The organism is Caulobacter sp. SL161, assembly GCF_026672375.1.
GTDB lineage: Bacteria > Pseudomonadota > Alphaproteobacteria > Caulobacterales > Caulobacteraceae > Caulobacter.
This window is the reverse complement of record NZ_JAPPRA010000001.1, coordinates 173,498-194,161: the sequence shown is the minus strand read 5'-3', so window position 1 is coordinate 194,161 and position 20,664 is coordinate 173,498. Positions and strand designations below refer to the sequence as shown.

At 67.9% G+C, this 20,664-nt stretch carries 23 protein-coding genes and 2 pseudogenes; 19 read left to right on the top strand and 6 right to left on the bottom strand.

The window, feature by feature from the left end; genetic code table 11:
• Window positions 1-17 precede the first annotated feature (17 nt).
• From OVA11_RS01065 to OVA11_RS01030, 8 genes and pseudogenes are all read left to right on the top strand, one after another.
• On the top strand, window positions 18-890 hold the full coding sequence (locus OVA11_RS01065) for a cytochrome c oxidase subunit 3 (RefSeq protein WP_268065644.1): 873 nt from the start codon (window positions 18-20) through the stop codon (window positions 888-890).
• A gap of 74 nt (window positions 891-964) precedes the next feature.
• Window positions 965-1,057, top strand: a pseudogene (locus tag OVA11_RS01060) (hypothetical protein); the annotation flags it as partial.
• Between the two features lie 6 nt (window positions 1,058-1,063).
• On the top strand, window positions 1,064-1,426 hold the full coding sequence (locus OVA11_RS01055) for a DUF983 domain-containing protein (RefSeq protein ID WP_096034432.1): 363 nt from the start codon (window positions 1,064-1,066) through the stop codon (window positions 1,424-1,426).
• Complete coding sequence (locus OVA11_RS01050; protein WP_268065643.1) at window positions 1,419-2,105, top strand: SURF1 family protein; 687 nt, start codon at window positions 1,419-1,421, stop codon at window positions 2,103-2,105. Before OVA11_RS01055 ends, OVA11_RS01050 begins: the two co-directional genes overlap by 8 nt.
• Entirely contained in the window at window positions 2,105-3,502 is a 1,398-nt protein-coding gene (gene thrC / locus OVA11_RS01045; RefSeq protein WP_268065642.1) for a threonine synthase, read from the top strand. Before OVA11_RS01050 ends, thrC begins: the two co-directional genes overlap by 1 nt.
• 46 nt (window positions 3,503-3,548) lie before the next feature.
• Window positions 3,549-4,820 carry a M16 family metallopeptidase gene (locus OVA11_RS01040; RefSeq protein WP_268065641.1) on the top strand — a complete coding sequence of 424 codons (1,272 nt, stop codon included), beginning with the start codon at window positions 3,549-3,551 and terminating at the stop codon, window positions 4,818-4,820.
• Window positions 4,821-4,837: 17 nt separating this feature from the next.
• Entirely contained in the window at window positions 4,838-5,416 is a 579-nt protein-coding gene (locus tag OVA11_RS01035) for a GNAT family N-acetyltransferase (protein ID WP_268065640.1), read from the top strand.
• Window positions 5,417-5,450: 34 nt separating this feature from the next.
• Complete coding sequence (locus OVA11_RS01030) at window positions 5,451-7,118, top strand: putative bifunctional diguanylate cyclase/phosphodiesterase (RefSeq protein ID WP_268065639.1); 1,668 nt, start codon at window positions 5,451-5,453, stop codon at window positions 7,116-7,118.
• Between the two features lie 68 nt (window positions 7,119-7,186).
• On the opposite strand, the gene OVA11_RS01025 is transcribed toward OVA11_RS01030, so the two are convergent.
• Window positions 7,187-7,774 carry a YqgE/AlgH family protein gene (locus tag OVA11_RS01025; RefSeq protein WP_268065638.1) on the bottom strand — a complete coding sequence of 196 codons (588 nt, stop codon included), beginning with the start codon at window positions 7,772-7,774 and terminating at the stop codon, window positions 7,187-7,189.
• Between the two features lie 128 nt (window positions 7,775-7,902).
• Here OVA11_RS01025 and OVA11_RS01020 point away from each other — a divergent pair, with 128 nt between their 5' ends.
• Window positions 7,903-8,385 (top strand): peroxiredoxin, encoded by a 483-nt coding sequence (locus OVA11_RS01020; protein WP_268065637.1) that lies wholly within the window; start codon window positions 7,903-7,905, stop codon window positions 8,383-8,385.
• Between the two features lie 97 nt (window positions 8,386-8,482).
• On the opposite strand, the gene OVA11_RS01015 is transcribed toward OVA11_RS01020, so the two are convergent.
• Entirely contained in the window at window positions 8,483-10,294 is a 1,812-nt protein-coding gene (locus OVA11_RS01015) for an acyl-CoA dehydrogenase (RefSeq protein WP_268065636.1), read from the bottom strand.
• Between the two features lie 142 nt (window positions 10,295-10,436).
• On the opposite strand from OVA11_RS01015, the gene OVA11_RS01010 reads away from it, so the two are divergent.
• From OVA11_RS01010 to OVA11_RS01000, 3 genes are read left to right on the top strand one after another with little or no spacing between them, the layout of a single operon-like run.
• Window positions 10,437-11,078, top strand: coding sequence for a YceI family protein (locus tag OVA11_RS01010; RefSeq protein WP_268065635.1), 642 nt, complete (start codon window positions 10,437-10,439; stop codon window positions 11,076-11,078).
• Window positions 11,079-11,111: 33 nt separating this feature from the next.
• Window positions 11,112-12,395, top strand: a complete 1,284-nt coding sequence (locus tag OVA11_RS01005) for a YceI family protein (protein ID WP_268065634.1) — start codon at window positions 11,112-11,114, stop codon at window positions 12,393-12,395.
• Window positions 12,326-13,303 (top strand): L-threonylcarbamoyladenylate synthase, encoded by a 978-nt coding sequence (locus OVA11_RS01000; protein WP_268065633.1) that lies wholly within the window; start codon window positions 12,326-12,328, stop codon window positions 13,301-13,303. Before OVA11_RS01005 ends, OVA11_RS01000 begins: the two co-directional genes overlap by 70 nt.
• 110 nt (window positions 13,304-13,413) lie before the next feature.
• On the opposite strand, the gene OVA11_RS00995 is transcribed toward OVA11_RS01000, so the two are convergent.
• The gene (locus tag OVA11_RS00995) at window positions 13,414-13,812 is read right to left on the bottom strand and encodes a type II toxin-antitoxin system VapC family toxin (protein WP_268065632.1); all 399 of its coding nucleotides are present in this window, start codon (window positions 13,810-13,812) and stop codon (window positions 13,414-13,416) included.
• Complete coding sequence (locus OVA11_RS00990; RefSeq protein ID WP_268065631.1) at window positions 13,809-14,093, bottom strand: type II toxin-antitoxin system VapB family antitoxin; 285 nt, start codon at window positions 14,091-14,093, stop codon at window positions 13,809-13,811. Before OVA11_RS00990 ends, OVA11_RS00995 begins: the two co-directional genes overlap by 4 nt.
• Window positions 14,094-14,159: 66 nt before the next feature.
• Between OVA11_RS00990 and OVA11_RS00985 the strand changes: the two genes are divergently transcribed.
• A complete protein-coding gene (locus tag OVA11_RS00985) occupies window positions 14,160-15,569 on the top strand; it encodes an FAD-binding oxidoreductase (RefSeq protein ID WP_268065630.1) in 1,410 nt (469 codons plus the stop codon).
• On the opposite strand, the gene OVA11_RS00980 is transcribed toward OVA11_RS00985, so the two are convergent.
• Both OVA11_RS00980 and OVA11_RS00975 read right to left on the bottom strand, forming a co-directional pair.
• A complete protein-coding gene (locus OVA11_RS00980; protein ID WP_268065629.1) occupies window positions 15,566-15,862 on the bottom strand; it encodes a transcriptional regulator in 297 nt (98 codons plus the stop codon). The genes OVA11_RS00985 and OVA11_RS00980 overlap by 4 nt on opposite strands.
• Entirely contained in the window at window positions 15,859-16,311 is a 453-nt protein-coding gene (locus tag OVA11_RS00975) for a hypothetical protein (protein ID WP_268065628.1), read from the bottom strand. The genes OVA11_RS00980 and OVA11_RS00975 overlap by 4 nt, the downstream gene beginning before the upstream one ends.
• 134 nt (window positions 16,312-16,445) lie before the next feature.
• Between OVA11_RS00975 and yaaA the strand changes: the two genes are divergently transcribed.
• From yaaA to OVA11_RS00945, 6 genes and pseudogenes are all read left to right on the top strand, one after another.
• Complete coding sequence (yaaA, locus tag OVA11_RS00970) at window positions 16,446-17,213, top strand: peroxide stress protein YaaA (protein ID WP_268065627.1); 768 nt, start codon at window positions 16,446-16,448, stop codon at window positions 17,211-17,213.
• Between the two features lie 97 nt (window positions 17,214-17,310).
• Window positions 17,311-18,108, top strand: coding sequence for a 3-hydroxybutyrate dehydrogenase (locus OVA11_RS00965; protein WP_268065626.1), 798 nt, complete (start codon window positions 17,311-17,313; stop codon window positions 18,106-18,108).
• 71 nt (window positions 18,109-18,179) lie between these two features.
• The gene (locus tag OVA11_RS00960; protein ID WP_268065625.1) at window positions 18,180-19,241 is read left to right on the top strand and encodes a patatin-like phospholipase family protein; all 1,062 of its coding nucleotides are present in this window, start codon (window positions 18,180-18,182) and stop codon (window positions 19,239-19,241) included.
• 9 nt (window positions 19,242-19,250) lie between these two features.
• On the top strand, window positions 19,251-19,682 hold the full coding sequence (locus tag OVA11_RS00955; protein WP_268065624.1) for an NUDIX hydrolase: 432 nt from the start codon (window positions 19,251-19,253) through the stop codon (window positions 19,680-19,682).
• Window positions 19,660-19,806, top strand: a pseudogene (locus tag OVA11_RS00950) (hypothetical protein); the annotation flags it as partial. The gene OVA11_RS00955 and the pseudogene OVA11_RS00950, both read left to right, overlap by 23 nt.
• Window positions 19,807-19,887: 81 nt before the next feature.
• Window positions 19,888-20,655 carry a site-2 protease family protein gene (locus OVA11_RS00945; RefSeq protein ID WP_268068867.1) on the top strand — a complete coding sequence of 256 codons (768 nt, stop codon included), beginning with the start codon at window positions 19,888-19,890 and terminating at the stop codon, window positions 20,653-20,655.
• Window positions 20,656-20,664: the final 9 nt, after the last annotated feature.

Sequence of the window (20,664 nt, the reverse complement as noted above, 5' to 3'; positions counted from 1 at the left end):
TAAGGGTTAGCAGCAACATGGCCGGCGCCGTCAAACACGACTACCACATCCTTCCGCCCAGCCCGTGGCCCTTCGTGGGCTCGGCCGCCGCCACCGTCATGGCCATCGGCCTGATCGGTTGGCTCAAGGGCGGCGTGCTCGGCATCGAAAAGGGCAACTGGGCCATTTTCGCCGCAGGCATGGCCGGCATCCTCTACACGATGTTCGGCTGGTGGGCCGACGTGGCCAAGGAATCCAAGGCCGGCGATCACACCCCGGTCGTGTCGATCGGCCTGCGCTACGGCATGATCCTTTTCATCGCCTCGGAAGTCATGTTCTTCGTAGCGTGGTTCTGGATGTTCTTCGAGATGGCGCTGTTCCACGAGGCGCGCACCCTCTCGACGATCGAAGAAGTCCGCACCGCCTGGGCCGCGTGGCCGCCTGCCGGCGTCGAGACCGTCTCGGCCTGGCATCTGCCGCTGATCAACACCCTGACCCTGCTGCTGTCGGGCACCACGGTCACCTGGGCGCACCACGCGCTGCAGGTCGGCGACCGCAAGGGCGCCAAGTGGGGTCTGATCCTGACCATCGTGCTGGGCTGCCTGTTCACGGCCATCCAGGTCTATGAATACGCCCACATCAACCACGAGCAGCTGTTCTACTCGGAAGCCGCCGCCAACTCGGGCCTCTATGGTTCGACCTTCTTCCTGGCCACGGGCTTCCACGGCTTCCACGTCTTCGTGGGCACGCTGTTCCTGATCGTCTGCCTGATCCGCCTGATGACCGGCGCCTTCACGCCCCAGAAGCACTTCGGCTTCGAAGCGGCCGCCTGGTACTGGCACTTCGTTGACGTGGTCTGGCTGTTCCTGTTCGCGTTCATCTACGTGATCTTCGGGGCCTCGGCCCACTAGATCAGAAGATCCATGGGGGCCCGGAACGCCAGACAGCGTTCCGGGCCTTTTTCGTTTGAGGGCGGTGCGCCGCCCTCGTCCTTCGACAGGCTCAGGATGAGGGCGACTGTCGACGACATAGAAATCCTCACCCTGAGCTTGTCGAAGGGCGTGGATTTCGGGCCAAGGTTCGAATGACAAAAGTGAACCCCTACGCCGCCGGCGCGCGCGGTCTGTGCCCCCACTGCGGCGAGGGCTATCTGTTCGACGGCTTTCTCAAGGTGGCGCCCCGCTGCGAGGCCTGCGGCTTTGACCTTGGCAAGCATGAGACCGGCGACGGCGCGGCGACCTTCGTCATCCTGATCGCCGGCGCGATCTGCGCCTTTGGGGCGCTGTTCTCGATGTTTGCCTGGAACTGGCCGGTCTGGGTGTCGCTGGTGGTCTGGCTGCCGGCCGTGGTGGCGATCAGCCTCGGCCTGATGCGTCCGGCCAAGGGCCTGATGGTCGCCGCCCAGATCGCGCAGAAGGCCTCGGAGGCGGGACGCGACCATGTCTGAGATTTCGACCGGCAAGAGACGCTTTCCCATCGGCCTGACGATCGCCACCGCCATCGCTTTCGCCATCCTGTGCGGCCTGGGGAGCTGGCAGCTGCAGCGCCTTCACTGGAAGGAGGGCGTTCTGGCCCGGCTCGAGGCGCTGAAGACCGCACCGGCCCTGCCGCTGGTCCAGGTGCTGACCGCCGAGGCGCGGCCAGAGGATCTGGCCTGGACCCGGGTCAGCGTCGACTGCGGCGATGTTGGCGGAGAGCCCTTGCCGCTGGTCTATGGCGTCCGTGACGGCGACGTCGTCTGGCGCGCCCAGTCCCCGTGCGCGGTGCTGGCCGGTCCCTACAACATGATCCTGGTCGATCGCGGCGTCGTGCCCGGCCTGACCGGCCAGGTGGCGCCGGCGCCGCGCGCCTTTGCGGCCCCTCGGCGTGTGGTCGGCGTGCTCAGCCCGATCGAGCAGCTGGGCGGCGACCGCGCCAAGGTCCTGGAGCGCTTCGCCGATCGCAAGCCCGCCCCGCTGGTGCTGATGGTTGAACAGGAAACGCCCGCGCCCGCCGGTCTGACGCCTGCGCCGCTACCGGCAGAAATTTCCAATCGGCACCTGGAATACGCCCTTACGTGGTTTGGTCTTGCCGTAACCCTGCTGGTTATCTATGCCGCCATGCTCTGGCGGAGACTGAGACCCTGATGCGTTACGTTTCGACCCGCGGCCAGTCCGCACCCATCGGCTTCCTCGACGCGGTCCTGGCCGGCCTGGCCCCCGATGGTGGCCTGTACGTGCCCGCCGAATGGCCCAGCTTCACGGCCAAGCAGATCGCCGCCTTCGCCGGCAAGCCCTATGCCGAGGTCGCCGCCGCCGTGGTCGGCAAGTTCGTGGGCGACGACATCCCCAGGGAAGACCTGGCCCAGATGTGCGAGGAGGCCTACGCCACCTTCGCGCACACGGCCGTGGTTCCGGTCAAACAACTGACGCCCAACCGCTATCTGCTGGAGCTGTTCCACGGTCCGACCCTGGCGTTCAAAGATGTTGCGATGCAGCTCTTGGGCCGCCTCTACGACTACGTTCTGGAGCGGCAGTCGCGGAAGATGACCATCATCTGCGCCACCTCGGGCGACACCGGCGGCGCGGCCGTCGAGGCGTTCCGGGGCCGCAAGAACGCCCGCATCGTGGCGCTCTTCCCCGAGGGCCGCATCAGCGAGGTGCAGCGCCGGTTCATGACCACCGCGACCGACGCCAATGTCGCCTGCGTCTCGGTGCTGGGCTCGTTCGACGACTGCCAGGCCATCGTCAAGCAGGCCTTTCAGGACGACCAGTTCCGTCACGCCGTGGACCTGTCGGGCGTCAACTCGATCAACTGGGCGCGGATCGCGGCCCAGAGCGTCTACTACTTCACCGCCGCCGTCGCCCTGGGCGCCCCGGCGCGCGAGGTGGCGTTCGTGGTGCCGACCGGCAATTTCGGCGACGCCTACGCCGCTTTCGTGGCCAAGACCCTGGGTCTGCCGATCCATTCGGTGACGGCCGCCACCAATTCCAACGACATCCTGGCGCGCGCCTTCGAGGACGGCCGCTATTCGCGCGGCGCCGTCGCCGCGACCCAGAGCCCGGCCATGGACATCCAGGTCGCTTCGAACTTCGAGCGCCTGTATTTCGAGGCCGTGCGTCGTGACGGGGTCGAGACCGGCAGAGCCTTCCGCGCCTTCGCCGACACCGGCCTGCTGGACATCCCGCCCGCCGCCCATGCCTGGATGCGCGAGTTGTTCCGCGGCGCGTCAGTCAGCGAGGCCGACACCGCCAAGACCATGCTCTCGACGCTGAACGAGACCGGCGAGGTCGTCGATCCGCACACGGCTGTCGGCCTGGCCGCCGCCCAGGGCGTCCGGATCAATCCGGCCATCCCCGTCGTGGTGCTGTCGACCGCCCATCCAGCCAAGTTCCCCGAGGCGGTTCAGGCCGCTACGGGCCTGCTGCCCTCGACCCCGCGCGCCACGCCCGACCTCTCCAAGAAGCCGGAAAAATTCGAGCGTCTGCCCGCGGATGGATCGTCGGTGAAGGCCTTTGTGCGGACCTTCGCGGCGAATAGTTGAGCCAAAGCTGGCGTTTAGGGGCGCGAACACTTAGATAGCGCGCCTCATGACCGCTTCCTTGCGCACCCTGAAGAACGGCGTCCGCGTCGTCTGCGACCCGATGCCCGGCCTCGAAACCCTGGCCCTGTCCGTCGTGGCGGGCCGGGGCGCGGCCTATGAGGATCCGGCGCGCTCGGGCTGGTCGCACCTTCTGGAACACATGGTGTTCAAGGGCGCCGGCTCACGCTCGGCCCGTGACATCGTCGAGGTGATCGAGAACCAGGGCGGGTCGATCAACGCCGCCACGGGCTATGAGCGCACCAGCTTCCAGGTCCGGGCGCTGAAGGGCGGCCTGGACCTTGGCATGGACGTCATCGCCGACCTGGTGCGCCGCCCGACGCTGGATCCCGCCGATCTGACGCGCGAGAAGCAGGTCGTCGCCCAGGAGATCGCCGAGGCCGCCGACGCGCCGGACGACTATGTCTTCGACCTGATCCAGCGGGCCAGCTGGGGCGACCATCCCGTCGGACGCCCGATCCTCGGATCAGACGAGACCGTCAACGCCGCCAGCGTCGAGGCGCTGTCAGACTGGCGCGGGGATCTCTACGCGGCCGATCGCCTGGTGATCGCCGCCACCGGCGCGGTCGAGGAGGCCGAGCTGATGGCCGCCGCCGAGCGGGCGTTCGGCGATCTGCCGGCGACGCCGGGCGTCGGGCTGACGCAGTCCGCCGCCTTTGTCGGCGGCCCGCAGGCCGAGGCGCGCAAGCTCGAACAGGCGCATCTGGTCTTCATGCTGCCCGCCTGCGGCGCGCGGGAGGACGACTATTTCGCCCTGCGGATCTTTGCCGAATGCCTGGGCGGCGGCATGTCCTCCCGCCTCTTCCAGGAAGCCCGCGAGAAGCGGGGTCTGGCCTACAACATCGACGCCTATGCCGACACCTATGCCGACCACGGCGCGCTGGGGATCTATGCCGGCTGCGCGGCGAGCGACGCGGTCGAGACCGCCAAGGTCTGCGCCGACGAACTGATCAAGCTGGCCGACCGGATCGAAGAGGCGGAACTGGCCCGCGCCAAGGCGCAGCTGAAGGCGCACATGTTCATGGCCCGCGAGCAGCCGCTGTCGCGCGCTGAGCAGGGGGCCGGGCAGGTGCTGCTGTTTGACCGTCTCTATCCGCCCGCCGAACTGGCGCGGGAAGTCGACGCCGTGACGGCACAGGACGTCGCCCGTCTGGGCCAGCGCCTATTGTCGGCCGGCCGCGCCGCGACGGCCGTGCTGGGCGCGAAGTCGGCGCTCAAGGCCGGCGAAGTCTTCGACAAGGCGTTGTTCTCGGCGGCCTGACGGTCGAAGATGGCTGCGTGTCTGTTTTGCTGTCGTTTCTGAGTCCTCGTCCCCGCCTGCAGTTGCAGGGTCGTGCGGTCTATCTGAGGCCGCCGATGCAGCGGGACTACGCGCCTTGGGCGGCGCTCCGCAGCCAGTCGCGCGCCTTTCTCGAACCCTGGGAGCCGACCTGGCCGGAGCACGATCTCAGCCGCGCGGCGTTCCGGGCGCGGCTGGCCGCCTATGCCCGCGAGCTGGAGCTTGGCGAGGCCTATCCGTTCTTCATCTTCCGGCGCGAGGACAACGCGCTGCTGGGCGCGATCCGGCTGTTTCACGTACGGCGCGGTGTGTCGCTGACGGGAACCATCGGCTACTGGCTGGGCGAGCCCCATGTCCGCCAGGGGCATATGGCCGACGCCGTCGAAACCTTGATCCGTTTCGCCTTTCACGGGCTTGGTCTCCACCGCCTGGAGGCCGCATGCATGCCGGAAAACCACGCCTCGGCCGCGTTGCTCGCGAAATGCGGGTTTTCCGAGGAGGGATATGCCCACGCTTATTTGAAAATTAACGGCGCTTGGCGAGATCATCGTCTGTTCGGCTTGGTGGCGCCCGAGTAGCGCCACGGCTTTCGCCGAAACGGTCAGGACGGGTATGTCTTTTCGGACAGGCGAACGACGAATCTGGGACGCGACGGCCACGCTTGAGGCGCTGGGCGCGGCGGACGTCGCCCTGTGGATCTGGGAGCCCGAGACCGACAGGTTGCGTCTGAACGGCGCGGCGCGCGCCTTGGGCCTTGGGCCGCTGGCGCCTGAATGCTCGTCGGCCGCCTTCCGCGCCCTGGCCTTACCGCAGGACCGCGCCCAGGCCGAAGAGGTCCTGAAGCCGCGTGAACCGGGCAGCGAAGTCGTCGCCCGCTTCCGCGTGCGCGGCGGCGAGACCTGCCTCTGGCGCGGCGTCTGGCTGGAAGAGGGAGTGCGCGCCGCCGGCGTCGTGGCGCCCGAAACGAAATTCTCCGCGTCCGAGCTTTGCGACCTGACCGGACTTCTGGACCGTCGCAGCTTCATAGCCCGCGCCCGCGAGCGCCTGGCGCAGGAGGGGACCTACCAGTTGGTCGTCGCCGACCTCGACCGACTGCGTCGCCTTAACGAGGCGCTGGGTCACGAGCGCGCGGACCTGGTCCTGGCGGCGCTGGGCTCGCGCCTGGCGGCGGCGTTCCCGGCCCAGTCGATCCTGGGCCGGATCGGCGAGGACGAGTTCGCCGTTCTCTGCCAGCCGCTCGGCTACGAACCCTCCGAGGTGCTGCGCAGCGCGCTGGAGCAGCCGCTGCGCGTGGCCGGCTTTGATATTCACCCGACCCTGTCGATCGGCGCGGTCTCGGCCGAAGGCGGCTTGGACGCGCCGGACGCCGCCGAACTGCTGCGCCGCGCCGAACTGGCTGTCGAGGCGGCGGCCGCCGCCGGCCGAGGCGGCGCGGCCGCCTATGGCCGGGCGATGGAGACCGACGGCCTGTCGCGCCTGGCGCTGGAGGCCGACCTGCGCGGCGCCATCGGCCGTGGCGAGATCATCCCCTACTTCCAGCCCGTGGTGCGCCTGTCGACCGGCGCCCTGTCGGGCTTCGAGGCCCTGGCCCGCTGGATTCACCCGCGCCGAGGCCTGCTGCCGCCCGACGAGTTCCTGCCGCTGATCGAAGAGATGGGGCTGATGAGCGAGCTCGGCGCGCACATGATGCACGCCGCCGCCCAGCAGCTGTCGACCTGGCGCGCCGCTCACCCGGCGATGGGGAACCTGACCGTCAGCGTCAACCTGTCGACCGGCGAGATCGACCGGCCCGGCCTGGTCGCCGACGTGGCCGAGACCCTGCGCGTCAATCGCCTCCCGCGCGGCGCCCTGAAGCTGGAAGTCACCGAAAGCGACATCATGCGCGACCCTGAGCGGGCCGCTGTGATCCTGAAGACGCTGCGCGACGCCGGCGCGGGTCTGGCGCTGGACGACTTCGGCACCGGCTTCTCGTCGCTGTCGTACCTGACGCGCCTGCCGTTCGACACGCTGAAGATCGACCGCTACTTCGTCCGCACCATGGGCAATAACGCCGGCTCGGCCAAGATCGTTCGCTCGGTGGTCAAGCTGGGCCAGGATCTGGATCTGGAAGTCGTCGCCGAAGGGGTCGAGAACGCCGAGATGGCGCATGCGCTGCAATCGCTGGGCTGCGACTACGGCCAGGGCTTTGGCTATGCGCCGGCCCTGTCGCCCCAGGAGGCCGAGGTCTATCTGAACGAGGCCTATGTCGACGGCGCCGCGCCGGTGAAGGCGCGGGGTTAAACGCCGACCCCGCCTTTGCCCTCTCCGTCGCCTTTCGGCGACCCCTCTCCCACGGGGAGAGGATTTTCCTAGGCTCGGCCCGCCGTCGCCGACAGGTGATCGGCCGTGATCCCCAGCTTGGCCAGGGCCCGGGTCCATTTGTGCTCGTGGTCCTCGTCGAACAGCAGGCCCTCGTCCGCGTCGCAGATCAGCCAGACATTGTCGCGCAGCTCCTGCTCCAGCTGCCCCGGTCCCCAGCCGGCGTAGCCTAGCGCCAGCAGCGACTTGCGCGGACGCTTGATGGCGCTGGCCATGGCGTCGAGCGCATCGCGAGTCGCGGTCAAGGCCACGCCGTCGGCGACGGGCAGGGTCGAGTCCGGGGAGCTGAAGTCGTCAGTATGCAAGACAAAGCCGCGCTCGCGCTCCAGGGGGCCGCCCAGAAGCACGAGATCGCTGGGCGCCTGGATCTCGGAGCGTACGCCCAGGCGATCGAGCAGCTCGAACACGGTCAGGCCCTCGACCGGGCGATTGACCGCCAGGCCCATCGCTGCGTCCTCGTCATGAGCGCACAGATACAGCACCGTCCGCTCGAAGCGCGGATCCTCGATGCCGGGCATGGCGACGAGCAGCCTGCCGATCAGGAACTCGCCGTCGTCATCGTCGATTAAGCTGGCCATACCTCAAGCATTGGCGTTCGTTGTGACGGTTTCAAGTCGGATGCTTCATCAAAGCGTGCTTGGCGGCCGCCGCGCGGGGGTCTATTCGAGTCGCCTCAATTCATCCCACACACGAGGAACAGAGGCCCATGGCGATCAAGGTTGGCGACACGCTCCCGGCGGCGACTTTCATGACCAGCACGGCTGAAGGGCCCGCGCCGATCAGCACCGACGACATCTTCAAGGGCAAGGCCGTCGCCCTGTTCGCCGTGCCCGGCGCCTTCACCCCGACCTGCTCGGCCAAGCACCTGCCGGGCTTCAAGGAAAAGGCCGACGAGCTGAAGGCCAAGGGCGTGGACTCGATCGTCTGCGTCTCGGTCAACGACGTCTTCGTGATGAAGGCCTGGGGCAAGGACCAAGGCATTGACGGCGAGGTCCTGCTGATCGCCGACGGCAACGGCGACTTCACCAAGGCCATCGGCCTGGATTTCGACGGCAGCAAGTTCGGCATGGGCGCGCGCTCGCAGCGCTATTCGCTGGTCGCCAAGGACGGCGTCGTCACCCAGCTGCACGTCGAAGACGCCGGCCAGTTCAAGGTCTCGTCGGCCGAGTACCTGCTGGAACAGCTGTAAGCGCGGCCGATCCTGCGCTTTCCAGAGCGCGGGATTGCCCCCATCTCGCCGTCATCCCGCGCATGAAGCGCGGGATGACGTTATCTTTGAGAGGCGCTTAAGCCCCCAGCACCTCGGGGGTCATCGCCTCGAAATCCGCCGCCCCGATCATGACCCCGGCCGCCGCGCCGGGAACCTGGGCCAGGACGGCTTCGGCGAACACGCGGGCCAGGGCGCGCTTGCTTTCGGCCCAGGCTGCGTCGGCCTCGCCGGCGGCCGCCAGGGCCCCCTTGGCCAGCATCCAGCCGCCGACCACATCGCCCAGCAGCTTCTGATAGGCCGTCGCGCCCGACAGCGCGTCGGGCATGGCCTTGGCGCGGCGTTCGATCAGCCAGGCGGTCGCCGAGGCGGCGGCGTCCAGCGCGGCCTCCAGGCGCAGGCCGACGCTCTTCAGGTCCGAGGCCTTCAGAAGGTCGATGGTGTCGCGGATGTCGTCCATCAGGTCGCCGACGGCCTGCCCCTCGCCCAGCATCAGCTTGCGGCCGACCAGGTCGATGGCCTGGATGCCGTTGGCGCCCTCGTAGATCGGGGCGATACGGGCGTCACGATAGTGCTGGGCCGCACCGGTCTCTTCGATGAAGCCCATGCCGCCGTGAATCTGCAGGCCCTGGGAGGCGACCCAGACGCCGATGTCGGTCGACCAGGCCTTGGCGATCGGGGTCAGCAGCTCCTCGCGCAGCTTGGCGGCCGTGCGGGTCGCCGCGTCCGGCGCGGCGCGGGCCAGATCGGCGGCGACGGCGGTCGACAGGCAGATTCCCCGCGCGGCCTCGATATGGGCCTTCATCAGAACGAGCGTGCGGCGCACGTCCGGATGGTCGAACAGGCGCGAGGGATAGGCGCCGGTCCAGGCCGAACGGCCCTGGGCGCGGTCCTGGCTGAAGGCGAGGGCCTGCTGATAGGCCCGCTCGGCGATGGCGACGCCTTGGGCCCCGACCTGCAGGCGGGCGGCGTTCATCATCACGAACATGTTGGGCAGGCCCTGTCCGAGCTCGCCGACCAGCTCGGCCTTGGCCCCCTCGAACAGCATCACGCAGGTGGGCGAGCCGTGGATGCCCAGCTTGTGCTCCAGGCTACCGGCCCGCAGGGCGTTGGCTTGCCCCGGCTTGCCGTCGTCGCCGACCAGCACCTTGGGGGCCAGGAACAGCGAGATGCCCTTCACCCCAGGCGGGGCGTCGGGCGTACGCGCCAGAACGAGGTGGACGATGTTGTCGGCGGCGTCGTGGTCGCCCCAGGTGATGTAGATCTTCTGGCCGGTGATCCGCCAACCGCCGTCGCCATCCGGCGTGGCCATCGTGGTCAGGGCCGCCAGGTCCGAGCCGGCCTGGGGCTCGGTCAGGTTCATGGTGCCGGTCCATTCGCCCGAGACCAGCTTGCCCAGATACTTGGCCCTCTGTTCGGGCGAGCCGCACAGCTCCAGGGCCTCGATGGCGCCCAGGCTCAGCATCGGGCAGAGGCCAAAGGCCATATTGGCCGCCTGGACCATTTCGAGGACGGCCACCTCCAGCGTCTTGGGCAGGCCCTGACCGCCATGCTCGGCCGGTGCGGCCAGGCTGGTCCAGCCGCCTTGCGCGAACTGCTGGTAGGCGTCGGCGAAGCCGGGCGCGGTGCGAACCACGCCGTTCTCGAGTCTTGCGCCGACCAGGTCGCCCTGGCGGTTCAGCGGCGCCAGGATGTCGCTTGCGAACGCGCCGGCCGCTTCCAGCACCGCCGCAACCGTGTCGGCGTCTGCCTCGGGAAAGGCGTCGGCCAGACGCTCGAAGCCGGCGACATGGCGCAGAGAGAAAGCAAGATCGCGAACAGGCGCGCGGAAAGTCATGGGAGAAACTCCAGATCGTGCGCCGTGTTTAAGCGGGGCGCTGGGGGTCGCCAAGCGCCCGGCGCCTCATCAATGAATATCATGAGGGTACGTTATCACGCGCTCGTGAACATCGGGCCCTTCAAAGCCGTGCTGGAGTACCTAGATCGGGGAACTGCAACTAGCGCTGTTTTAATTCACTCTGGAGCGCCTCCCCATGTCCCGTCACTTCTCCCTGTCCAAGGTCGCCTATGGCGCCGTCGCTATTGCCTTGCTGGCTTCTCCCGCCGCCCTGGCCGCGCCGGGCGTCAGCTCGACCAAGCCCGCCGACGTGCCGGCCGGCCGCTATGTGCTCGACAAGACCCACGCCTCGGTCGTGGGCAAGATCAAGCACATGGGCTTCTCGAACTATCAGTTCCGCTTCACCAAGGTGGACGCCGAGTTCAGCTATGACCCCAAGGCCCCGCAGGACACCAAGATCAACGTGACCGTCGATCCGGCCTCGATCGACACCGGCACGGACGCGTTCGGCCTGAAATTCAACAAAGAGCTGGCCGGCGATGGCTGGCTGGAAGCGAACAAGTTCCCGACCGCCACCTTCGTCTCGACCAAGGTCGAGCCGGGCGCGGGCCAGACCGGCAAGGTCTATGGCGACTTCACCCTGCGCGGCGTCACCAAGCCGATCGTGCTGGACGTGACCTTCAACGGCGTCGGCTCGGGCTTCGTCCCCGGCAGCGTCAAGACCGGCTTCTCGGCCTCGACCACGATCAAGCGTTCGGACTTCGGCGTCAGCAAGTACATCCCGATGGTCGGCGATGAGGTCGCGCTGAGCATCGAAGTCGAGTTCGACAAGAAGTAAGCTTAAGCTCACCAAGGGATCTGGGAGAGTCGCATGGCCGAGAACCGGACGCGCTACACGACGGTGGCGATCGTGCTGCATTGGCTGATCGCCGCGGCCATCATCTTCCAGATCATCCTCGGCTGGCGGGCGGAAGACGGTCCCAAGGGGCCGACCACCTTCGCCCTGATGCAACTGCACAAGTCGATCGGGATCACGATCCTGCTGCTCAGTCTGGCGCGGCTGGGCTGGCGGCTGGTCAATCCCGCCCCGCCGGCGCCGGTCGGTCAGCCCCGCTGGGAACAGACCGCGTCCAAGGTCGTCCATATCGGCTTCTATGTGATCATGATCGGCCTGCCGCTGACGGGCTGGATCCTGGTCTCGACCAGCCGGACGAACCTGCCGACCCTCCTGTTCGGCGCGATTCCCTGGCCGCACCTGCCGCTGCTTCCGGAGTTGGCCGCCGGTCCCAAGCACCTGTGGCATGAGATCGGTGAGATCGGTCATAGCGTGCTGGTCAAGACCACCTATCTGCTGCTGGCCCTGCACCTGGGCGCGGTGGCCAAGCACCAGATTCTCGACAAGGACGCGGTGTTCCAGAACATGGCGCCGGGCGCCAAGCCCGGCTGGAAGGAGCCGCGCCTGTGGCTGGCCGCCGCCGGCTTCGCGGCGGTCGTGGCCGCCGGTTATCTCTACATGCCCAGCGCCGCGCCGTCGGCCCCGCCTCCCGCGCCTGCCGAGGCGGCTCCGGCGGCCGAGCCTGTCGCCGCGCCCGCCGCGACCACTGATCCGGCCGCCACACCCGAGGCGGACGCCGCGCCGCCGGTCAGCGCTCTCAAGGACCCCGTCGCCTGGACCGTTCAGAAGGGCGCCACGCTCGGTTTCACCGCCACCTGGTCGGGCGCGTCCATCGAGGGCCGCTTCCAACGGTGGACCGCTGAGATCCTCTTCTCGCCCGAGGCCTTGGATCGTTCAAAGGTCACGGTCGGCGTCGACCTCGCCTCGGCCGAGACCGGCGACGCCCAGCGCGACGCCAGCCTGACCGGCGAGGACTTCCTCGACACCGCCGACCACCCCAAGGCCGTGTTCACGGCGACCAGGTTCCGCAAGACCGGCGAGGGGCGCTACGTCGCCGACGGGACGCTGGACCTGCGCGGCGTGAAAAAGCCGCTCAGCCTGCCGTTCTCCCTGAAGATCGACGGCGACACGGCGACCGCCAGCGGTGTAACCACCCTGGACCGGACGACGTTCGGCGTGGGACAGGGTGAATGGGCTTCGACGGACGAGATCGCGGCGCAGGTAAAGGTCAGCTTCAAGCTGACCGCCAAGCGGAAGTAGAGGCCGCCGCCGAGGCGCTGCGCGCCGGGGGGCTGGTGATCCTGCCCACTGAGACCGTCTATGGCCTGGGCGCGAACGCCGCCGATCCCTCCGCCGTGGCGGCGATCTTCGAGGCCAAGGGCCGGCCGCGCTTCAACCCGCTGATCGCCCATGTCGCCGATCTGGAGACCGCCGCACAGATCGCCGTCTTCGATGACCGCGCCCATGCGCTGGCCCGCGAGTTCTGGCCCGGTCCTCTGACCATCGTGGCCCCGATCCGCGACGCCCAGGCCGTCTGTGATCTGGCGCGGGCGGGCCTCGACACGGTGGCCATCCGGGTGCCGGGCCATCCCCTCTCGCGCGCCGTGCTGGCCGCCTTCGGCGGCGCGGTCGTCGCGCCGTCGGCCAATCGCTCGGGGCGTCCCAGCCCCACCACCTATGACGACGCCATGGCCGAGACCGGCGACAAGGCCGCCGCCAGCCTGGACGGCGGACCGTGCGCCGTGGGCCTGGAATCGACGGTCGTCTCGGTGCTGGAGGGCGAGGTCCGGCTCTTGCGGCCCGGCGCGGTCACGCGCGTGCAACTGCAGCAGATCGTCGGCCGCCTGGCTGAGGCGCAGGACGACGCCAAGCGCTCGCCGGGGCGGCTGGCCGCGCACTACGCGCCCGACGCGCCGGTGCGGATCAACGCCAAGGCGCCGGAGGCGGGCGAGGCCTATCTGGCCTTTGGCCCCTGGCCCGAAAGCCCGCGCGTCTTCAATCTCAGCCCGACCGGCGACCTCGCCGAGGCGGCCGCCAATCTGTTCGCCTTCCTGCGCGCGGCCGACCGCATCCGGCCCAGCGCCATCGCGGTGGCGCCGATTCCCGAGGAGGGACTGGGCGAGGCGATCAACGACCGCCTGCGCCGCGCGGCGGGCTATATTGGTTAGAGCCCTTTAGCTTTGGATGGAATCATCCAAAGCGTTGGAGCGAGCTCTAAATGTTTGATTTTATAGCCGTTTTATCTGGTTCAGATGGTTCCGTCTAAACCAGACCGGCTCTAGACCAGCGCCGAGCGGACGTCGGTGCGGCTGAAGTCGTCGCCCTTATAGAGCAGCGGCGCGTCGAGCGCCTTCGCCAGGGCGTAGGAGAAGCAGTCGCCCAGGTTCAGTCGCGCGGCGTGACGGCCCTTGCCGTACTGCAGGTAGGCGTCGAGCGCGATTGTCTCGATGGTCGCTAGCTGAGCGGTTCGAATGCGGTGTTCGGTGAGCCAGGCTTCGATGTTTTCGCGCGAAGGAAGAAAGCGCCGCCTGACCAGAACGACGCCCAGCTCCACGTAGGTCATCGGCGAGATCAGAAGATCATCCACGTCTTCCAACAGGGCGATGAAGGCGTCGCACTCAGGCTCTTCGAGCGCGATGGCGACCAGCGCCGAAGTGTCGATGACGAGCGTGCTCACGTGTCAATATCGGTGACGCCGGGAATCTCCCACAGTTCGTCGAAGTCGGCCTTAGTGATGGGCGGGAGCAGGCCGGCCCGCGCTTCGGGCGTCAGATATTTTCGAGTAATCGCCTTCATCTCTTCGACACTGCGACGTCGGCGGGGGGGCTGCTCCCCACGTTTCGCGGCCAGTCGTTCCTTGACCGCGATCTCGATCGCCGTGGTCAGGCTCTCGCCGGTCAGCGCAGCCAGTTCGCGCACGGCGCGCTCGGCCTCGGGGTTCTTGATCAGGATGCCCATCAGCGCCTCCGTATAGATCGCAGTATATACTGACAGCCGCCCCCTCGAAAGCGTATCCTCCGCGCCATGACCAAGCCCGTTCCCGCTGATGTCGTTTCCCGCCTCAAGGCCGTGCTCGGCGAGGGCGGGTGGAGCCAGGATCCGGATGTGATCGCGCCCAAGCTCGTGGAGTGGCGCGGACGCTGGCAAGGCGAGACGCCGCTGCTGGTCACCCCGCGCTCGACTGCCGAGGTCGCCGCCGTGGTCGGGATCTGCGCTGCCGAGGGGGTGGCGATCACCCCGCAGGGCGGCAACACCGGCCTCGTCGCCGGTCAGATTCCGCGCGGCGAGATCCTGCTGTCGACCCAGAAGCTGACGGCGATCCGCGACGTTGACCCGATCGACGACGCCATGGTGCTGGAAGCCGGCGTCACGCTTTACGAAGCTCACCAGCAGGCCGCCAAGGTCGGCCGGCGCTTTACGGTCGGCGTCGCCTCGGAAGGCTCCTGCACGATCGGCGGCCTGATCTCGACCAACGCCGGCGGCACGGCCGTCCTGCGCTACGGCATGATGCGCGAGCAGGTGCTGGGCATCGAGGCGGTGCTGCCCAACGGCGAGATCTGGAACGGCCTCAAGCGGCTGCGCAAGGACAACACCGGCTATGACCTCAAGCAGCTGCTGATCGGCGCCGAGGGCACGCTGGGGATCGTCACCGCCGCCAGCCTGAAGCTGCACGCGCCGCTGGCCTCACGCGCCGTGGCGATCGTGGGTCTGGCCTCGCCGGCGAACGCCATCCAGCTTCTGGCGCGGGCGAAGGATGAGACCGGCGGCGCGGTCGAGGCCTTCGAGCTGATGGGGCGGCTTGGTTTCGAGCTGACCGTCCGCAACGTGCCGGGCCTGCGTGATCCGCTGCCCGAGGCGCACCCCTGGTATGTGCTGATCGAGATCGCCAGCGGCGAACCGGGTGCGGCCGAGGCGGCGCTGGAGCGCCTGCTGGCCGGCGCCCTGGGGCGCGGCCTGATCGCCGACGCGGCGGTGGCGCAGACCGAGACGCAAATGAAGGCCTTCTGGCACATCCGCGAGGGTCACTCCGCCGGCCAGAAGCCGGAAGGGGCGGTCTGGAAACACGATGTCAGCGTGCCGGTCTCGAAGATCCCCGACTTTATCGGCCAGGCCAACGCCGCGATCGAGAAGAGCTTCCCCGGAACCCGCATCGTCGCCTTCGGCCATGTCGGCGACGGCAATGTCCACTACGACGTGTTGCAGCCCGTTGGCGGCGACGGCGACGCCCACGAGGCGCAGCGCGAGGCCGGGGCCAAGATCGTCCACGACATCACCGCCGGCTTCGGTGGCTCGATCAGCGCCGAGCACGGCCTGGGCGCGATGAAGACGGCCGAGGCCCTGACCTACAAGGACCCGATCGAGGTCGCGGCCCTGCGGGCGATCCGCGGGGCGCTGGACCCCCAGAGGATCATGAATCCGAGGGTGCTGTTTTAGACCTCCGGCACCCCCGCCATCATCGCCTTGAGGGCGGCCAGGTGGCCCTTCAGCGCCTCGCGCCCCGGCTTGGAGAGCGACAGCCAGGTCCGCTGCCGGCCGTCTGAGGCGGCCTTCCTGACCTTGACGTAGCCGGCTTCTTCCAGGGTCTTCACGTGCTTGCTGAGCACCGACTCCGAAACGTCCAGCGCCTCGCGGACCGTGGCGAAGTCGATGGTGTCGACGGCCGCCAGCATGCAGCACATCTGCAGGCGGTTTGGGGCGTGGATCACGGGGTCGAGTTCAGCGCTCACAGGGGGCGTCCATCGCGCAGGTCGGCGCGGAAGGCGGCTTGCCAGATTTGGCCGCCCATTGCGACCAGCACCGCCACGAGCGCGCCGAAGACCAGCGGCGCGAGCGTCAGGCCTCGCTCGCGCACCAGCCACACGGCTAGCAGCATGGCCAAGGCGACGAGGGCGACCATGATCAAGGCCACCCAGCGCGTGCGTCCGGCGCGATAGCCGTTGATCCACAGGCCGGTGTGGCGCTTGTAAGCCCGCACCAGCAGCAACAGACCCAACACGAAGAGCGCATAGTAGCCGAACACCAACAATAGTGGCTGGGTCTGCACCGCAATCAATCCGCCCATCAGCAGGCCCAGAGCCGGATGGTACCAGACCGGCGCGCGGGCGCGTCTGGCTAGGTCTTCGCCGGCGGCCTGGACCTCGGCCAGCATGCGCAGGGCGTCTTCGTCTCGGGTCATGGCGACCTCCTTACTTTCCAGTTCGGAAAGTTATGGGTTTCACTTTCCAGATTGGCAAGTGAAAACTTTCCACATTGGAAAGTGAATGGTCTCAGCCCTAGCGCCGGACCCTGGAAGCCTCTATCTCCCCGCTCATGCTGATGGTCATCTCGCCCGCCAAGTCGCTGGACTTCACCGCGCCCCAGACGGTGCTGCCGCTCACGACGCCTGAGCTAAAAGCCCAGATCGCCGAGCTGGCGAAAGTGACCCGCAAACTGACGGCGGCCGACCTTAAGCGCCTGATGCATATCTCCGACGCGCTGGCGACGTTGAACCGCGAGCGCTTCCAGGCCTTCGATCCCGAAGTCGAGGAAGGCTTGCAGGCCGTGATCGCGTTCAACGGCGACGTCTATGCGGGGCTGAACGCGCGCGAGCTGGATCGCCCGGCCCTGGAGTGGGCGCAGGACCACCTGCGGATCCTATCGGGCCTCTATGGCGTCTTGCGCCCGTTCGACGCCCTGCAGCCCTATCGCCTTGAGATGGGCACGCGCCTGAAGACCAAGAAGGGCGCCAATCTCTACGACTTCTGGGGCGAAACCATCTCCAAGACGCTGAACCAGGCGGCCGAAGGCCATACCGATCCGACCTTGGTCAATCTGGCCAGCCAGGAGTATTTCGGGGCGGTCGACGCCAAGGCTCTCAAGCTGCCGGTCGTCACCTGCCACTTCAAGGAAGATAAAGGCGGCGAACTGCGCGTCCTGGGCTTCTTCGCCAAGAAGGCGCGGGGGCGGATGGCGCGGTACGTCATCGACAACCGCATCGACCGCGCCGAAGGCCTCAAGGGTTTCGACCTCGACGGCTACCGCTTCCAGCCGTCGCTTTCGACCGATGCGGACTGGGTTTTCGCTCGCCCGCAGCCCTGAATTCATCTATCGATGAATTTATAAGCGCTCGCCCTTCGCAGGGGCGAGCTATATGCTGCGCCGCAACATGATCGGGTAGCACTTCAAGGGAACGCGCATGGCCGTCGATTTCGGTTTGCAGGGGCAGGTCGCCATCGTCACCGGCTCCACGAGCGGCATCGGCCACGCCATGGCCGACGCGCTCGCGGCGCAAGGCTGCAACATCGTCATGAATGGCCTGGGCGAAATGAACGCCATCGAGCGCGCCCGCGCCGAGATGGCTGAGACCCATGGCGTGGAGGTTCTGTATCACGGCGCCGACATGACCAGGCCCATCGAGATCGCCGACATGGTCAAGGCCGCCAAGGCCGAGTTCGGCGAGCTGGACATCCTGGTCAACAACGCCGGCGTGCAGCACGTGGCCCCGGTCGAGGATTTCCCGGACGACAAGTGGGACCTGATCATCGCCGTGAACCTGTCCTCGGCCTTCCATGCCACCAAGGCGGCCGTGCCGATCATGAAGGAGCAGGGGCGGGGCCGGATCGTCAACGTGGCCTCGGCGCACGGCCTGGTGGCCTCGCCGTTCAAGTCCGCCTATGTCGCGGCCAAGCACGGGATCATGGGCCTGACCAAGACGGTCGCCCTGGAGGTGGCCCAGCACGGGATCACCTGCAACGCCATCTGCCCGGGCTTTGTGAAGACGCCGCTGGTCGAGGCCCAGATCGCCGACCAGGCCAAGGCGCGCGGCATTTCCGAAGAGGCGGTGATGAGGGACGTGATCCTGGCCAGCCAGCCGACCAAGCAGTTCGTCACCTTCGAGCAACTGAACGGCATGCTGCTGTATCTGGTCTCGGACCTGGGCGCCTCGGCCAACGGCGCGGCCTATCAGATCGACGGCGGCTGGGTCGCCCAATAGGCCCTCGATTTCGGGCGCCAAGCGCCGGGAGGAAGCGCTACGGATCGGGGGCTGGTCCTTCGCGAGGTCGCATGCCGATTCCACCCTTCAAAAAGAAGCCCTCCGGCCCCAAGGGGCTGAGCCTGGCCCTCCAGGGCGGCGGCGCGCACGGCGCGTTCGAGTGGGGGGTGCTGGATCGCCTGCTCGAGGAAGACGATCTGGAGATCCGCGCCGTCACCGCCGCCTCGGCCGGGGCGATGAACGCGGTCTGTCTGGCCCAGGGCCTGATCGATGACGGCCGCGCGGGGGCGCAGGCGCGTCTGGAGTCGTTCTGGCGCAATGTGAACCGGGCCGGCGGCCGCAACGTCTTTGGCGACACCGGAATCTGGACCAATGCGTTCGGCGGCGGCGTCGACTGGTTGAAGAACACCCCCGGCTGGCGGATGGCCGAGACCCTGGCCCTGTCGCTGAGCCCCTACGAGTTCAATCCGTTCAATCTGAATCCCCTGCATGACGTGCTCGAGGGCGAGGTCACCTTCAGTCGGATCCGGGGCGCGTGCCCGATCAAGCTCTACATCTCGGCCACGCAGATCCGGACCAGCAAGTCGAAGGTCTTCCGCGAGACCGAGCTGACCTCGCACCACATCATGGCCAGCGCCTGCCTGCCGCAGCTGTTCCAGGCCGTGGAGATCGACGGCGAGCCCTACTGGGACGGCGGCTTCCTGGCCAATCCGCCGCTGTGGCCGCTGTTCTACGACGACACGCCCGACGACATCCTGATCGTCACCCTCAACCCGTTCGTCCGTGAGGAGACGCCGAAGTCGCCGGGCGAGATCATGGACCGCCTGAACGAGATCACCTTCAACGCCTCGCTGGCCTCGGAGCTGCGAGCCATCGGCTTCGTGCAGAAGTTGCTGGACGAGGGCCTCCTGAAGGACAACGCCCGTGGCCGCTACCGCCGGATGCTGGTCCACGCCATCACCGCCGACAAGCCGTTGGCGGACCTTTCGATGTCGACCAAGTTCAACACCGAATGGAGCTTCCTAGTCGACCTGAAGGAACGCGGTCGGGCGGCGGCGCAGGCCTGGCTGGACGACTGCGGCGACTGCGTGGGTGTGAAGTCCAGTGTCGATCTGAAGGTCGGCTTCCCCTAAAGGTCAGGCATGAGCCATCCCGTTCCCACTGTCGGCGTCGTCTGTCTTCGGGGCGAGGAGGTTTTGCTGATCAAGCGCGGCACGCCGCCGAGGCTCGGCCAATGGAGCGTGCCTGGCGGCCGCCTCGAGTGGGGCGAGACCCTGCAGGATGCGGCGCTGCGCGAACTGAAGGAAGAGACCGGCGTCGACGCAGAGCTTCTGGGCCTGATCGACGTGATCGACGGGGTGTTTCCCGCACGGCCGGGGGGCGAGATCACTCGCCACTACGTGCTGATCGACTACGCCGCCCGCTGGACCGGCGGCGAGCCCGTGGCCGGCGACGACGCGGCCGAGGCGCGGTTTGTCTCCCGCGACGAGGCGATGGCGTTGGTGGAGTGGGAAGAGACCCGGCGGGTGATCGCCGAGGCGTTCGAGCGGTTTGGGGGACTCCCTCTCCCATAGGGAGAGGGTCGGGGAGAGGGGTTGCGGTGTCGGACGGAGGGCAGGCACGCCGTCGAGCCTCGTAACCCCTCTCCCTCCCACCGCTTCGCGGCGGGCCCCTCCCTCTCCCTTTGGAAGAGGGGTTTGTGGTCGCCCTTCCAAACCTACGCCCCGCCCCATCCAGTCTCCGCTTGCGCTCCTGGCCAAGGTCCCCGACATCAGAAGCATGAGCCTCGTCGAAGTCCCCGCCCGGCCGCGCGCGCCGATCAGTCCCAACGCCCTGATCCTGATTGCCGCCGTGCTCGGCCTGGGGTGGGCGGTGGCCAGCGCGGTCGAGCCGCTGGGGATCGTCACCTTCGCCTTCGTGGCCGCCGCCTGGGTGCTGAGCGTCGGCATCCATGAGTTCGGCCACGCCTTCACCGCCTACAAGGCCGGCGACACCACGATCGTCGAGAAGGGCTATCTGACCCTCGATCCGCTGAAGTACTCGGACCTCTTCACGACGATCATCATCCCGCTGGTCGCCCTGGCCCTGGGCGGCATCGGCTTTCCGGGCGGGGCGGTCTATCTGCGCGAGGATCTGATGCGCTCGCGCGGCTGGCGGTCGCTGGCCTCGCTGGCCGGACCGCTGGGGACGCTGGTGGTGCTGGTCGTCATCGCTATCAGCCTGCCGCTGGCGGCCGCCAGCCCGCCGCTGTTCAACGCCCTGTCGCTGCTGGCCATGCTGCAGGCCAGCGCGCTCGTTTTGAACCTGCTGCCCGTCCCGGGCCTCGACGGCTACGGCGTGATCCGCCCGTTCCTGCCCGAGGGCGTGCAGGCGCGCATGGTCAAGGTCGAGCGGGTCGGCTTTCTGATCCTGTTCGCGCTGATCTTCTGGGCCCCCGGGGTCAGCGAGTTCATCTTCGCCGCCGCCCTGACCATCACCGACCTCTTGGGCGTTTCGCGGCCGGCGATCGGCGACGGCTGGCGAACCTTCCACTTCTGGGGCTCTTGACCTTCGGCC

Coding starts and splice junctions, on each gene's coding strand:
- OVA11_RS01065 (WP_268065644.1), top strand. CDS start 18: ATGGCCGGCGCCGTCAAACACGACTACCACATCCTTCCGCCCAGCCCG.
- OVA11_RS01055 (WP_096034432.1), top strand. CDS start 1,064: ATGACAAAAGTGAACCCCTACGCCGCCGGCGCGCGCGGTCTGTGCCCC.
- OVA11_RS01050 (WP_268065643.1), top strand. CDS start 1,419: ATGTCTGAGATTTCGACCGGCAAGAGACGCTTTCCCATCGGCCTGACG.
- thrC (WP_268065642.1), top strand. CDS start 2,105: ATGCGTTACGTTTCGACCCGCGGCCAGTCCGCACCCATCGGCTTCCTC.
- OVA11_RS01040 (WP_268065641.1), top strand. CDS start 3,549: ATGACCGCTTCCTTGCGCACCCTGAAGAACGGCGTCCGCGTCGTCTGC.
- OVA11_RS01030 (WP_268065639.1), top strand. CDS start 5,451: ATGTCTTTTCGGACAGGCGAACGACGAATCTGGGACGCGACGGCCACG.
- OVA11_RS01025 (WP_268065638.1), bottom strand. CDS start 7,774: ATGGCCAGCTTAATCGACGATGACGACGGCGAGTTCCTGATCGGCAGG.
- OVA11_RS01020 (WP_268065637.1), top strand. CDS start 7,903: ATGGCGATCAAGGTTGGCGACACGCTCCCGGCGGCGACTTTCATGACC.
- OVA11_RS01010 (WP_268065635.1), top strand. CDS start 10,437: ATGTCCCGTCACTTCTCCCTGTCCAAGGTCGCCTATGGCGCCGTCGCT.
- OVA11_RS01005 (WP_268065634.1), top strand. CDS start 11,112: ATGGCCGAGAACCGGACGCGCTACACGACGGTGGCGATCGTGCTGCAT.
- OVA11_RS01000 (WP_268065633.1), top strand. CDS start 12,326: ATGGGCTTCGACGGACGAGATCGCGGCGCAGGTAAAGGTCAGCTTCAA.
- OVA11_RS00990 (WP_268065631.1), bottom strand. CDS start 14,093: ATGGGCATCCTGATCAAGAACCCCGAGGCCGAGCGCGCCGTGCGCGAA.
- OVA11_RS00985 (WP_268065630.1), top strand. CDS start 14,160: ATGACCAAGCCCGTTCCCGCTGATGTCGTTTCCCGCCTCAAGGCCGTG.
- OVA11_RS00975 (WP_268065628.1), bottom strand. CDS start 16,311: ATGACCCGAGACGAAGACGCCCTGCGCATGCTGGCCGAGGTCCAGGCC.
- yaaA (WP_268065627.1), top strand. CDS start 16,446: ATGCTGATGGTCATCTCGCCCGCCAAGTCGCTGGACTTCACCGCGCCC.
- OVA11_RS00965 (WP_268065626.1), top strand. CDS start 17,311: ATGGCCGTCGATTTCGGTTTGCAGGGGCAGGTCGCCATCGTCACCGGC.
- OVA11_RS00960 (WP_268065625.1), top strand. CDS start 18,180: ATGCCGATTCCACCCTTCAAAAAGAAGCCCTCCGGCCCCAAGGGGCTG.
- OVA11_RS00955 (WP_268065624.1), top strand. CDS start 19,251: ATGAGCCATCCCGTTCCCACTGTCGGCGTCGTCTGTCTTCGGGGCGAG.
- OVA11_RS00945 (WP_268068867.1), top strand. CDS start 19,888: ATGAGCCTCGTCGAAGTCCCCGCCCGGCCGCGCGCGCCGATCAGTCCC.